At 29.8% G+C, this 14715-nt stretch carries 13 protein-coding genes and 1 pseudogene; all 14 read right to left on the bottom strand.

The genetic code is table 11. The features are described 5' to 3' along the window. Nucleotides 1–1269 (bottom strand): FAD-dependent oxidoreductase, encoded by a 1269-nt coding sequence (locus tag H2684_RS05390; protein ID WP_182088385.1) that lies wholly within the window; start codon nucleotides 1267–1269, stop codon nucleotides 1–3. A 44-nt stretch (nucleotides 1270–1313) separates the two neighbouring features. Continuing rightward, nucleotides 1314–3011: an FAD-dependent oxidoreductase gene (locus tag H2684_RS05385; RefSeq protein WP_347707522.1), complete on the bottom strand. Its 1698-nt coding sequence runs from the start codon at nucleotides 3009–3011 to the stop codon at nucleotides 1314–1316. A 95-nt stretch (nucleotides 3012–3106) separates the two neighbouring features. Continuing rightward, on the bottom strand, nucleotides 3107–3883 hold the full coding sequence (locus H2684_RS12335) for an FGGY-family carbohydrate kinase (RefSeq protein ID WP_243159288.1): 777 nt from the start codon (nucleotides 3881–3883) through the stop codon (nucleotides 3107–3109). A gap of 68 nt (nucleotides 3884–3951) precedes the next feature. Next, nucleotides 3952–4599, bottom strand: coding sequence for an FGGY family carbohydrate kinase (locus tag H2684_RS12330; protein ID WP_243159287.1), 648 nt, complete (start codon nucleotides 4597–4599; stop codon nucleotides 3952–3954). A 603-nt stretch (nucleotides 4600–5202) separates the two neighbouring features. Beyond that, nucleotides 5203–5970, bottom strand: coding sequence for a DeoR/GlpR family DNA-binding transcription regulator (locus H2684_RS05375; RefSeq protein WP_182088384.1), 768 nt, complete (start codon nucleotides 5968–5970; stop codon nucleotides 5203–5205). A gap of 150 nt (nucleotides 5971–6120) precedes the next feature. Then, nucleotides 6121–6738 carry a flavodoxin family protein gene (locus tag H2684_RS05370; protein ID WP_182088383.1) on the bottom strand — a complete coding sequence of 206 codons (618 nt, stop codon included), beginning with the start codon at nucleotides 6736–6738 and terminating at the stop codon, nucleotides 6121–6123. Between the two features lie 61 nt (nucleotides 6739–6799). Beyond that, complete coding sequence (locus tag H2684_RS05365) at nucleotides 6800–8536, bottom strand: glycosyltransferase family 39 protein (protein ID WP_182088382.1); 1737 nt, start codon at nucleotides 8534–8536, stop codon at nucleotides 6800–6802. Nucleotides 8537–8541: 5 nt separating this feature from the next. Further along, complete coding sequence (locus H2684_RS05360) at nucleotides 8542–8706, bottom strand: hypothetical protein (protein WP_182088381.1); 165 nt, start codon at nucleotides 8704–8706, stop codon at nucleotides 8542–8544. A gap of 2 nt (nucleotides 8707–8708) precedes the next feature. Further along, entirely contained in the window at nucleotides 8709–9359 is a 651-nt protein-coding gene (locus H2684_RS05355) for a hypothetical protein (protein WP_182088380.1), read from the bottom strand. After that, nucleotides 9352–9699 carry a hypothetical protein gene (locus H2684_RS05350; RefSeq protein WP_182088379.1) on the bottom strand — a complete coding sequence of 116 codons (348 nt, stop codon included), beginning with the start codon at nucleotides 9697–9699 and terminating at the stop codon, nucleotides 9352–9354. The genes H2684_RS05355 and H2684_RS05350 overlap by 8 nt, the downstream gene beginning before the upstream one ends. 173 nt (nucleotides 9700–9872) lie before the next feature. Then, nucleotides 9873–11030 (bottom strand): M20 family metallopeptidase, encoded by a 1158-nt coding sequence (locus tag H2684_RS05345; protein WP_182088378.1) that lies wholly within the window; start codon nucleotides 11028–11030, stop codon nucleotides 9873–9875. Nucleotides 11031–11069: 39 nt separating this feature from the next. Then, nucleotides 11070–12302 carry a Zn-dependent hydrolase gene (locus H2684_RS05340; protein WP_182088377.1) on the bottom strand — a complete coding sequence of 411 codons (1233 nt, stop codon included), beginning with the start codon at nucleotides 12300–12302 and terminating at the stop codon, nucleotides 11070–11072. 101 nt (nucleotides 12303–12403) lie between these two features. After that, nucleotides 12404–13588 (bottom strand): hypothetical protein, encoded by a 1185-nt coding sequence (locus H2684_RS05335; protein ID WP_182088376.1) that lies wholly within the window; start codon nucleotides 13586–13588, stop codon nucleotides 12404–12406. A gap of 715 nt (nucleotides 13589–14303) precedes the next feature. Further along, a pseudogene (locus H2684_RS05330) lies at nucleotides 14304–14501 on the bottom strand (GNAT family protein); the annotation flags it as partial. Nucleotides 14502–14715: the final 214 nt, after the last annotated feature.

Raw genomic sequence — 14715 nt, 5'->3', positions numbered from 1 at the left:
CTAAACCTCCTTTAACATATTAAAACAAATACTCTCATTACATGCCTTCTCAATATCCTTTTTTAATACATTTGTATGAACCATTTCAGGTGGTTTTACTATTAAATAACGGCCAGATTGAATTTCTTTGTCATCAAAATTTAGCATTAGCTTAGTTTTATCTTCTTGCTTTCTTACTCTCAAAAAAACATCCATCTTATCTTCCATATTTTCTCTTCTTATTCTCTGTGGTATAAGAACAGATATGTTCTCTCCTGCTTTTACTTTTAAATATTTAGAATCTAAATTCAATCGATTATTTATATATTTAAAAGCACCTTTTGCAGCCACAGCTCCAGTTTTAGATACATAATCAACTAAATCAAATACAGCTACAACATTTCCTGCTGCAAAAATTCCTGGTATTGATGTCATCATATTCTCATCAACTACAGGTCCTCTTGTTACAGGGTCAATTTCAATATTAGCCTTAGTAGTTAATTCATTTTCTGGAATTAATCCAACTGAAAGAACTACTAAATCACATTCAATATATCTTTCTGTACTTTTTATAGGTTTTAAATCTTTATCTACCTCACAAACAGTTACACCTTCAACTCTGCCTTTGCCATGTATTTTTGTTACTGTTGTTCCTAAATGAAGTGGTATATCGTAATCTTTTAGGCACTGAACTATATTTCTTGTTAGGCCACCTGGAGAATGCATAATTTCATAAACTCCTTCAACTTTTATTCCCTCTAATGTCATTCTTCTTGCCATAATAAGACCAATATCACCTGAACCCAATATAACTGCTTTTTTCCCTGGCAAATAACCTTCCATATTAATGTATCTTTGTACTGTTCCTGCTGTATAAACTCCTGCTGGCCTTGTTCCTGCAATAAAGACTTGAGCTCTTGTCCTTTCTCTGCATCCCATAGACAATATAATACTTTTTGCTTGAATCTCAAGCAATCCTTCATCTTCATTTGTTGCATAAACTTTTTTATCCTGTGTTATTTCTAACACCATGGTATTTAACTTCACTTCAATTTGTAACTCTTTTGTTTTTGTTATAAACTTTTGTGCATACTGACCACCTGTTAATGTTTTATGAAATGTCATTAGCCCAAATCCATCATGTATACACTGCTGAAGTATTCCTCCTAATTCCACATCACGTTCAATTATAAGTATATCCTTAATTCCTAAATTTTTAGCCTCTACAGCAGCTGCCATACCTGCAGGTCCACCACCGATTATGACTAAATCTTTACTTAATTTTTTCATTACATATCCTCCTAATCTCTTATTTCTAAATTGATACTTTAAATTTATCTTGAAGAACACATTAGGATCCTTGATCCTTTACCCTTTTGTGTAACTTCAGTTGGGGATATATTTAATTCTCTCGCCAATATTTCTACTACTCTTGGTCCACAAAATCCTCCTTGACATCTACCCATACCAGCTCTTGTTCTTCTCTTAACTGCATCAACTGTAGTAGCTGGAATTTTGCCATGAATAGCATTAACTATTTCCGCTTCCGTAATAGTTTCGCATCTACAAATTATGTGCCCATATTTAGGATTTTTCTTTATAAGCTCATCTCTTTGTTCCATAGTGCAATCTCTAAAACAAGGAGTAGCTTTTCTTATTGGATTGTAATTAATTTTTTCTTTTACAGATGGACATATTTCTTTAAACAATTTTTCAACTCTCTCTGCTATAGCTGGAGAAGACGCAAGCCCTGGTGACTGAATTCCTGAAACATGAATAAATCCTTCTACTTTTTTAGATATTTCTATAATAAAATCTTCTATATAATTACTTGCTCTTAAACCACTGAAAAATGTAATAACACTATTTCTTTTAATTCCATTTACTAAATGTGAACATTTGTTCATAATAAATTCAATATCATCTTCTTCTACAGCTAAATCCTGTTTGTCTGGAACTTCTTTTGCAGACGGTCCCCATAATGGATTCCCTTCTGGAGTCTGAGTTGGTCCTCCTCCTTTTGTAAAATTCTTAGGTGGCGTACCTATAAATCTTTTTACAATATCTTTATTATTTTTATCAAATATAATCAATGTTCCTCTTCTTGGATGAATAGTATAAAATCTATCATCAACCATTTCGGCAATTTGGTCTGCATATAATCCAGCTGCATTTATTATATATTTTGTCTTTATAATTCCTTTATCTGTAACAACAGAGTCAACTTTTTGTCCATCTTTTATAATATCTAAAACTTCTGTTTCAAGCATAAACTTTACTCCATTGTCTACAGCATTTTCTGCTAATGCAAGTGTAACCTCATAAGGTTCTACATAGCCTGCGCTTGGAGTCCACAAAACCTTCTTAATTGATGGATGCAAATTAGGTTCAATTTTTCTTGCTTCTTCAGCAGATAAAATTTTTATACCTGGAACACCATTTTTAATTCCTCTTTCAAGGTACATATTTAAATATTCATCATCTGAATCATCAAATCCAGCTACAAAAGAACCTGTTCTCTCAAATTTAAAATTTAATTCCTTAGCCCACTTACTATAAAGTGCATTTCCTCTTACATTAAGCTTTGCTTTAAGAGATCCTGGTTTTGAATCATATCCAGCATGAATCATTCCATTATTTGCCTTTGTAGTACCCTCTGAAACATCTGAGTTTTTTTCTACAACTAATATTTTTAAATCATACTTTGATAGCTGCCTTGCAATTCCACAACCACTAACTCCTGCCCCTATAATTACAACATCTGCTGAATCGATAACTCCTTTCTCTTTAGCACGATTAATTTCTTCTGTCCTGTCCTTCTTTTCTAATTTCACATCTTTTGCTTTTATTAAATTAAGAACACCTCTAACACCTTTGATTCTTCCAGCAATATGTCCTATATCTACAACTTGTTGCCAAGTATCAACTTCTCCTTCTAAACGTATTACATTTTCTTCAGTGATTTCAGCTTTTATATTATATTCTTTTAATCCTTCATCTTTCTGTAAAGTTTCATAGAACTCATTAATCACTTAATCCACCTACCCTTTAATTAATTTTCATATAGTTTTCAAGTATTAGATGTATTTAATAATTTACTTTAAAGTAGTACTACCTTTATGCAGTACTACCTTTGTGTCTTCCAACCCTTTGCTCTATTTACTGCATCTTGCCATTGTAAATATCTTTCATTTCTTTCTTCTTCAGTTATTTTTGGCTCAAATCTTTTATCTATATCTACAGCATTAGCAAAATCCTCCATACTCCAAAATCCTGTATACAATCCAGCTAACTCTGCGCATCCTAAGCTAGTAGCCTCAACAGAAACAGGTCTTTCTATTACAGCATCTGTTATATCTGAAATTTGTTGTGCTAAGAAATTATTTTTTGAAGCTCCACCATCAATTTTTAAAGCTCTTATTTTTATTTGGGCATCACTTTCTACAGCATTACAAATATCTTTACACCTAAATGCAATTGCTTCTAAAGTAGCTCTTATAATATGTTCTCTTTTGGTTCCTCTAGTAATTCCTATAATAGTACCTCTTGCAAAAGGATCATTATATGGTGCACTAAGCCCTGCTAAAGCAGGTACAAATACTACTCCATTAGAATCTGGAACAGATGTTGCAAGTTTCTCCGTTTCTGAAGAATTTTTAATAATTTTCATACCATCTCTAAGCCACTGTACTGCTGAACCTGTAACTGCAGCATATCCTTCAACTCCATAGCTAATTTCATTATTAATTTTCCAAGCAATAACTGTATTTAAACCTTTATCTGATATAACACATCTATTTCCAACGTTTACATCTATAAATGTACCAGTTCCATTTGTGCACTTTGCCATACCTGTTTTAATACATCCCTGAGCAAACAATGCAGCGTGTTGATCTGCTATCATACTCGTAATAGGGATCTCTTTTCCAAATATGCTCTTATCTGTATATCCAAAATCTCCTGAATCACTAATTAATTCTGGATATATAGAAATAGGTAACCGAGATAATCTAAAAATTCTTTATTCCACTGTGCAGATTCAAGATCTAAACTCCCCATAACTGAAGCATTAGAATATCCTACTGCATGAACTCTTCCTTTTGTCAATTTCCATGCCAACCATGTGTCCATTGTTCCAAATAGAGCTTTACCTTTTTCAATCTTTTCTTTTATAATTGGTACATTCTCCAAATACCACTTAAGCATAATAGATGAATAAACTGGTGCAATTGTCCATCCCGTAGATTTTCTAACTTTTTCTCCTAATTCACTTTTATTTAATTTTTCACAAAAATCAGCTGTTCTATTGTCTTGCCAAACAATAGCATTATACAAAGGTTCTCCAGTATCCTTATCCCAAACAACACATGTAGCTCTTTGATTTGTAATACCTATGCAATCGATATCATCAGCTGTTATATTCGCTTTTTCCATAGCAAATTTGCACATTTTTATACTCTTCATATAAATTTCTTCAGCATCATGTTCTATCTTATCTTCACTAGGTGTATATTGAGTAAATTCAACATAACTTTGTGATACAATATTGAAATTTTTATCAAATATTAAAGACCTTGTCCCTGTTGTGCCTTCATCTATAACCATTACATATTTTTTCATTTAATTTCCCCCACAATTTAATATAATTTAATATAGATAACATATAGCTTTTTAAATCTTGCCATTTCAATATTAAGAACCCCACGAATCATATCGTTTACACAATAATACTATTCAGAATTTCCATACCATAAGTAAAGGAAACCCTAATAGATTATATTTTTAATTTTATTTACCTCTATGTTTTATCCCCTCCCTCTTTCAAATATATCTAAATTTACTAAATTAAGATAAAGTTTATTTTTAATATTAGCTTATGTAAGTTTATTTTTATTTATGTTAAATTTATATCAACTTTATATCAACTTTATATATATATTCTATATCATTTTTTTAATATTTCAATATAATTTTAACTTTTCACCTGCTTTATAGTAATTTTATTTTTAATAATGAGCGTTTAAAAAGTTTTTTGGCAATAAACATTGCTTATTTCACTCATATATTTATATTTATATTGATTTTATATTAAATTTATGTACATATTTTACATTATCATCTAAATAAATTAATAAAAAAAACAATCCAGAGTAAAAATCTATCCCTGGATTATTTTCAAAATAATATCTACATATAAAGTAATTATTCATCTTCTATTTCACTTTATATTATTTTAATATTATTCATTTCTGCATAATCTTTATATTTGTCATCAATGTCATCATCCACAATAAATGCATCAAATTCTTCTAAATCAGCCATTTTTACAAGAGAAATCTTATCAAATTTAGATGTATCTGTAACTAAAAAGTTTTTCCTACTTATCTCAATTAATACTCTATTACTATTTACTTCTTCAAGTACTGGATGAGTTACACCATTTTCAAGAGATACTGCAGCAGCTCCAAGAAAAGCTTTATCAACATTAAATTTTTTTAAGAATTCTTCCGAATCTCTACCATAAAAAGCTCCTGAAAAACTTCTCAATTTACCACCAGGCATATAGACATCAATAAATGGTAGCGTAGATGCTTTTACTGCAACATTTAATGACAATGTAATAACATTTAATTTGCTAATATTTCCTAAATAACTCAATATTAACTCAACAGTGCTTCCTTGATTTAAAGCAATAGTATCTCCATCTTTTATTAAACTTGCTGCTTTTTTGGCAATAATTTTTTTCTGTTCTAAGTTTTGTGCCTTTTTCTTGTTTATATTCATTTCTGTAATATTTGTATAGTTATCTGACTTATATAGAAAAGCTCCTCCATAAGTAAGTTGTACCCCATACTGTTCAGCTAAAAACTTTAAATCTCTTCTAATAGTAGCTTCACCAATATCATATTTTTTGGCCAACTCAGAAACCTTTACAGAACCATCTTTCATTATTAAATCTAATATTTCTTTCCTTCTATCTATATAAAGCATCTTTTATCATTCCTTTTATTGATATAGTACTTATTTTAAAAATAATAATCAACATTAAATTAAATAAACCATCGCTTTATGATATAATATTTTAGCTTAGAAGAAAATATCAGTAAAGGATGGCTTGATTATGATTATACCATTAAATATTTATATGTAAAACACTTTATGTATCTTTTTTAACTTAATCATTTTTTCAAGTTTTTTTCCAGCTCTTTTTACTTGTTCTAAAGCATCTTGATTTTTTAGTACATCTCCTTTTTTAAAAGAATTTAAAACTTTAACATTATCTATTACTCTATACCCTAAAGCTTCAAGAGGTCTACTCATGGCTTCAGCAGTAAATCCCATATCCTTTTCATCATTTTGTTCACAAACAGCTATAACTACAGCATATTTTCCTCCTAATACTTCATTTATACTTGACCAAACTGAGCGATCATCTTCATCAAAAATTTCAAAGCAATAGAGTCTATCAATAAAAGCTTTCATATCTGCAGTTATATTATAAAAATATGCAGGTGAACCTGTAATAATAGCATCTGCTTCCAGTATCTTGGGATATAATTTCTGCATATCATCCATTATTACGCATTTGCATGTATCTTCACATCCTTCACATCCAGTACATTCATTAATATTATAATCTCCAAGAAAAATCAATTCAGTTTCAATTTCTTTTGATTCAATTGCATCTAGTGCTTGCTTAACCAAATATGCTGTATTACCATTTTTCCTTTTACTACCAACTACGCCTAATACTTTCATTATATTACCTCCATAAATATACGACAATTTTATTGATATGATATTACTTTTTACTCAATCATTAATTAATACTTAATTTATACAATGTAAATCCATTAAATTGTTCACTCACAGGAATACAATTTTCAACTATCCAGTCATTTATATTTTCTCTTCTCTTATCAATATCTTTAGATGATTTACTATCTTTATTATTTGTAACAATTGCATATTTAATCTTACCATCACTAATCATATTCTTATATTCTTCTAAAGTTAAAGGATTATCTCCTCCATTAAAACCACCTAAAACCATAACTGGTTCTCCAGATTGAAGAATTAACTCAGCTCCCATATCCATAGCACTTGGGACAGAGGCAATATATGTTGCATCTCCTCTATTATCTTTTAGGTATTTAATGAGATTTGATAGATCCGAATGTACGTCAAATAGATCTCCATTATTTGCAAGTTCTGGGCCTGCAATTGGTATTTGAGCATTACCTCCATAAATAATTGGTGTAAATGACCAAATAGCAGGTAGTATCAAAAGAAGTCCAATAGTTAATGAAATAATATTATTCATTGCTATATTCTTAATTTTGAAAAACATTATTACAATTATAATTATAAAAATAGCAGCACATCCTGGTAACAGCCAATTAATCCAATCTTTATAAAGACTTTGAATATATAACTGTGCTGCCGCCGAAACCCCAAATATAGGTACAAGAATATTTTTATTTTGAGAGTGTTGTTCAAGTAAAAAGGAAACTCCTATTCCAACAAGTCCAGCAATAGGTACTGAAATCATAGCAAGATAGTAGCGATGTGCCATTCCACTTGAAAAGCTAAAATAAATAAACATTGGTAAAAAGCACATAGTAAAGTAGAAAAGAGTAATATTTTTGGAGCTCATTTTAGATTTTCTTCTAAATAATTGATAGAAACACAGTAAACTAACCATTAAAGCTGGGAGAAGAAACCAAGATATTTGTCCCGCAATATTACTATTATATAGTCTAAATATAGATGTATCTCCACCTTCTCCACCTGTTCCTCTATTATTACTATTATTCATGTTATTTCCGTCATTTCTATTATTGTCATCATTTCTCTTATTATCATCATTTCTCTTATTTATGTTATTTTGCTGTGGAGGATTACCTTTACTAGGCTTATTTTTATTGTTTCCACCTACAGATTGTTTACCAATTAATCTACCCACACCATTATTTCCCAAAGTAAGACTTAGCTCACTATTAGTTCCACTGCTTCCAACATAAGGTCTGTTTTCACTTGGGGTCAAGTCAACTGCAATAATCCACGAAAATGAAACCACAGCAAGTATAGCAATAGATATTACAGATGGAATTATTCTTTTTGATATTTTTTCTTTAGAGAATAAAAAATATGTTAGATAAACAGCAGGAACTATCATATAAGCCTGAAGCATTTTCACATTAAATCCAAGGCCTATAAATAAACTTGCAAAAACAAGATGTTTAAAGCTAGACTTTTCTGCAGCTTTAATAGCCTGGTCGGAAGCTAAGACGAGCATAAGAATTAATATACCATCAATTGTATTATTTCTACTAACAGCTGCAAGAATTGGCGTTAAAGCAAGAATCAACGCCGAAACTATACCTGCAAATTTCCCAAATCGTTTATTTATAATTTTATATATAAGATATACGGAAAAAACACCAGAAAGTGCTTCTGGAAGCAATATAGCCATACCATTAAATCCAAATATCTTTGTAAATAGAACTTGTATCCAAAGTCCTAGTGGTGGTTTATCTATACTAATAAAACCCACTGAATCTATGCTATTATAAAAAAAGCATGAAAATTTTGTCCCATAGAATATACTCCTGCGGAGTAATAAAGATTACCCAATCCCTCATTCCAAAGTTTCCATATATAAACAAAACATGCTAATAATACTGTAAGCATTATTGGAATATGCTCCTTTAATTTAAACTTCATTGTTATCTCTCCTTTAATATTTTCCAATAGTACTGACTTATATAAAAATATAGTGCAGCTTTTGGAAGCATTATATCTTTTGCCATTATATCAGTTGATGTACACAAATTACCTACTATGCTTACCTTCTCAAGAAAAGGTTCTTTTCTTTCAAGAATAGTAAATTCAAATGCATCTTTAGTTGTAAATAATGGCTCCGAAGCTTTTAATTTACTACCTTCAGGTGTATAGTCCTTTAAAAGTTCTGCAATAGAAGGTCTTAAAAATCCATTAAGTCCATTTTCTACAATTAAATATTTTACTCCTCTAGATTCCTTTATATCTACAATATGTGTAACATATTGGCCAGCCTCACAAACTAAAAACCTACCAGTTTCAATAATAAGTCTAGCGTTGATTTTACCCTTAAATCTTTGAAATAGTTCTTCACATTCATCACTAAGTAATTGGATATCGAGAGGACTATCATTTAATGAAGAATATGCTATGCCAAGTCCTCCGCCAAAATCAATAAATTCTAATTTCCATCCCATAGTTTCTTTACAGAATAAAGCTAATTCAAAAATTTTTTCGTAGTATCTATAAAGTATATTGTGGTGAAGAATCTGAGAACGCAGGTGAACATGAATACCAACGATATCTATATTAGTCAAAATAACTATCTGCAACTATTATTGCTTTTTCTATAGTTTTTTCAATATCATTATGTGTTTTCCCTGGAGAGGAATATAATATTTTTTCATAAGATAATCCTGCCTTCTGTGCTATAGCTACCTCTTCTGCTGAAGCTGCATCTGCACCAAATCCTCTTGATACTATGTAATTTACTATAGGTGTATACGGATTAGTCTTTATTGAATACAAAAACTCAAAATGTGGAAATCTTTTTGAAAGAGTTGTAACTTGCCTAAAAATCACACTTTCATCATAAATATAAAAAGGTCTTTGATATTCCGCCATTAATTTTTTAATAATATCTAAATTATTTTTCATCAGATACAGCATCCTTATAATTTTATTTTTAAAACTATTAATATAATCTAAACATGATAATTTAATTATAACAAAGTTCATACCAATAAAACTAAGATAAAAAAGCAGTGATAAATATTTACCTATTTACCGCTGCTTAAAATAAATCAAATTATATATCTACACCTAATTAACTATTCACTTAAAAAATCTTGTGCATATTGTGCATATAAAGCAGATCCTATTTCAAGTGAATCTTCATCAATAGTGTATTTAGGATGATGCTGTGGATAAATTGCACCTTTATCTTTGTTTCTACAACCTACTAATGCCAATACTCCCGGTACTCTATTCATATATTCTGAGAAATCTTCTCCACCTGTAATCTTTTCCATTATAATAGGCTTAGCTCCAATTTTTTCTACAGATTTTTCTGCTATACTAGAATATTTTTCATCATTAATTACAACAGGTGTTCCCCATGTATATTCTAATTCAGCATCCGCTCTAAATGTAGCTGCTGTGTCTTTTGCAACTCTTTCAAGCATTTTAGGAAAGTTTTCCCTTATTTCAGGATTAAAACATCTAGTTGTTCCTTCTAAAACTCCCTCACTTGCAATAACATTAAATCTTGTACCTGATTTTATTGATCCTACACTTACTACTGCAGACTCAAGTGGATCTATTTCTCTACTTACTACCGATTGCAAATTCATAACAATAGCTGAAGATGCTACAACTGCATCGACACCCTGGTGAGGAGCTGAACCATGTCCACCTTTTCCTTTAACTTTAATTTTAAATAAATCAGCTGAAGCCATTAAAGGTCCTTTCTGAACACATACAGAGCCACATTCTATGTTACTCCATATATGCATTCCAAATACTCCGTCTACACCATCAAGTACTCCAGCTTTTATCATCATCTTAGCTCCTTGGGCAACTTCTTCTGCAGGTTGAAAAACTAATCTTACAGTACCACAAAGTTCATCTTTAATATCTTGCAATATCATAGCCGCACCTAAAAGCATTGATATATGAGTATCATGTCCACAAGCATGCATAAATCCATCATGTTGAGATTTAAATTCGCAATCGTTTAATTCTGTAACAGATAATCCATCTATATCAGCTCTTAAAAGAACTGTTTTACCTGGCTTTTTACCTTTAATTTCTGCAACTACTCCAGTACCTGCAACAGTCTTACAAGGTACACCAATCTTATCCAATTCTTCTTTTATCCTCTTATTTGTCCTAACTTCTTTTAAACTAGCCTCTGGATATTTATGGAACTCCCTTCTTAAATTAATAACATCTTTTTTATACTTTTTAGCCAATTCTTTTACTGTCATATTTTTACCCCCTAAATTATTTTTAATATTTTTTATATTTTACTCACTGAGGTTTAAAGCCTCATAATATGCTAGTTCAATTCCCTTTTGAAGGTCTTCATAATCTGTCCATTCTTCAGGGCAATGACTTCTTCCATCTTTACTAGGTACAAAAATTAATCCAACTTTTGCAATAGACGCAATAATCATAGCATCATGCCCTGCTCCACTGATCATTGTTTTTTTCTTAAATCCTAATTTATTACAAATTGTTGAAAAATCTTCAACTATACCCTCATCTAATTTAACTGGAGCTACATCAATTTTTTGTATAATTTCTAAATCACAATTCGTTTTACCAGCACTTTTTTTAAGTAAGTTAACAACTTTATCATGAACTTGTTTTTTACATTCTTCTTTTTTAGATCTTATATCTACAGTAAATCTAACCTCACTAGGAACTATATTGGCAGCCCCAGGTCCTACGTTTAAAACGCCAATAGTAGCTACTGTATCTTCACCTGCTTCAATCGCAAACTCACTTATTTTTGCAATAACTGGCGCTGCTGCATCAAGCGCATTAGATCTCATATTCATAGGTGTTGTACCTGCATGATCTGGTCTTCCTTTTATTACTACTTCAAATTCTTCTATACCTACAATATAATCTACTATACCAATATCCATGTTACTCTTCTCTAATACAGGACCTTGTTCAATATGTAATTCTATAAATGCTTTTATATCTTTACTTTCTCTTTTAGCTTCATTTATTTTATCAGGATCAAATCCAAAATTCTTCATAGCTTGTGCTATAGATATGCCTTCTTTATCTTTAAATTTATTTAAAGATTCTCGAGTAACCTGGCCAGTAATAGCTCTACTCCCAAATAAACCTCCCCCAAATCTTCCACCTTCTTCTTCAATCATAGCTATAAATTCTACTGGATATTTAGGTTTAATATTGTTCTCTTTAAAAACTCTAGCAACTTCAAGACCCATAACAACACCTGCAGGTCCATCAAAATTACCACCATTTTTTACAGAATCAAAATGAGATCCAAGCATTACAACCGGCCCATTTTCAAATTCTCCTTCTAACCTTCCAAATATTGTTCCTGCTGCATCTTCATATACCTTAAGTCCTGCTTTTTTCATTTCACTTTTTATATATTCTCTAGCTTTCCTATCCTCATTAGTAAAAGAAAATCTAGTAAGTCCTCTACCGGGTGTCGAATTAAATTTTGATAACTTCTCAATATCTTTTTTAATTCTTTCAACTTTTGTTTTCATATTTATCATCCTCTTATAATTAAGATAATTTAGGACTGTGAATTACTATAACACAGTCCTAGTAAATATATAAATATTTTTAATCATATATCAAAGAAGGATTATAGTAATTTTACAAATATACCGGCTATAATAACTGATGCTATTGTAACTGTAGCAAAACCAGACACAAGCATTTTTGGAAGCATATCCTCAGTTACATATTCTACTTCATCATCACTTTTACATACTGATTTAATTGCCTCATTAGTTAAAATATAATCTGCCGGAAATCCATATAGTGCCGTTAGTGTTGAAGCAAAAGCCATTTCTTTTGAAAATCCTAATAGTTTTCCTAGAACTAAAGAAGCGATAAACATTCCTATTACACCCAAAATTATAATTCCAAACAATGGTACTAATATTTGTTTTAGCATTGCTGGAGTAGCTTGTGAAAGGTTAGCAAAAATATATCCCATTAGAACCGTCATTAGAAATCCAAAAGCATTGGCCTTATTTAAAGCCTTTTCTTCTAAGAATCCAATTTCACAGAAAATTACTCCTAGAATCAAACAAATAACAAACTGGTTAACATGCACAATTGGTGAAATTTTAGAAGCAAGAAATCCAACAAATCCTAACTTTAGAAGTATTACATATGGAGTCTGATATTCCTTTGAAAGCGGTGGTATAAGTTTTTTCTTTTGAACATTAACCTGTGTACTAGTTGCAGATTTTTCTAATTTAACTTTTTTATCACCATTTTTATATACCCCTAAAACGCGTTTTGCTTCCTTTTTAAGACAAAATGCTGAAATTGGATATCCAACAAATCCCTGCATAACATACATACATGTTGCAAGAACAGCAAGAGCAGGTAACCCTTTATCAGTAGCACCTTTTGCCATTAATATAGATGCAACAACTCCTCCAGTAAGTGGTGGAGTAGCAACAACTGCAGTTTGCATTCCAAATAACAATCTTCCTATAGTCATAGTCATAAGACATATTCCTACAATTCCTCCAATTGAAACTATAACAGATCTCCACTGAGCTAATAATTCTCTAAGACTCATTAATGTACCCATATGAACTAATAATAAATACATTGACATAGTAACTATCGGCGTTTCAAATGAACCTCTAGCAATTAAATCTTTAGGCATAAAAGTCCAAAATCCAATTAAAAATAATACTGCTGATACAAAAACTGAAGGTATAAAAGCCTTAGTTTTAGTAGAAACAAATTCACCTACTGCTAATACAACTAATATAATTGTAAATGCTGCAATAACACTTAAATTCATAAAATAGCCCCCTCTTAAATATTAATTTTTACTCAACTTTGTTATCTATATTGCCCCTTATTTATAGGTAACAAATAAAAATAACTTATCATATAAATTCAATATATTATTTTCTCATTCTATCAATTTTATCACTCTATTTTATTATTTTTTCAATTATAGCAACTAATTTTTATGGTGTCAATAATAATTATAATCATATGATTTAATATATTTTTTTAATATCAAAAATACATTATTTTAAGCATTATTAAGCATTATTTAATTCTAAATTTAATCTATTTTGCAATATATATGTCAATATTCTTAATTGCTATATTAAATAGTTAAATTCTCGAAGTAGTAGTATGTAAACAATTTTAATTCTGTAGTAAAAGTTTTCTAATAAATTACTACTTTTGGATATTTTTTTAGGCAGAACAATAATCTTAATCATATAAATTTTACTTTTTCATTTAAATACTTACTGACTTGCCTTAATACACTTGTACTATCTCATATCAAAAAAAATAAATATATTTATCAGAATATTCGGTATATAAAATTTAAAATTTCATATATTTTTATTATTTTTTATTAAATTTTTATTAAATATTTTCTATAATTTACCATTAAATATAATTTAAGAAATTATTTTATAATAGTATAGGGGATGTTTCATCAATTTTAGTGAAACATCCCCTATAAATATACTCTATATTTTAATCCACTAAATTCAATACTTATAATCTTCTGCAACAAGTCCATACATTGAATAATCACAAATACCTTGATTATTCCAATCTCCCTGTTTTATAGTTCCTTCATAAATTAATCCACATTTTTCCATAACTTTTCCTGAATTAGAATTTCTAGGATCATGCATTGATTCAATTCGATTTAATTTTACTTCTTTAAAAAAGAAGTAAATTAAAGATCCTTCATTATCCCCCTCCATATCTTACATATCTGTGTACGTTATTTTTAGTTACAAATTATATTATATAGTTTTTATTGCGCTTCTAAATTATTATATAAAATTTTGATAATATCATAATATATAACATAATAATATAATATATTACATAACAGTTAATATATTGACATAAGTCTATGTATGCTATAGAATAATATTATAGAAACGTTTA

Source organism: Clostridium sp. cel8 (genome assembly GCF_014050525.1).
Classification (GTDB): domain Bacteria; phylum Bacillota; class Clostridia; order Clostridiales; family Clostridiaceae; genus Clostridium_B.
The sequence above is the reverse complement of the archived record's forward strand: the minus strand, read 5'-3'. Positions and strand labels throughout refer to the sequence as shown.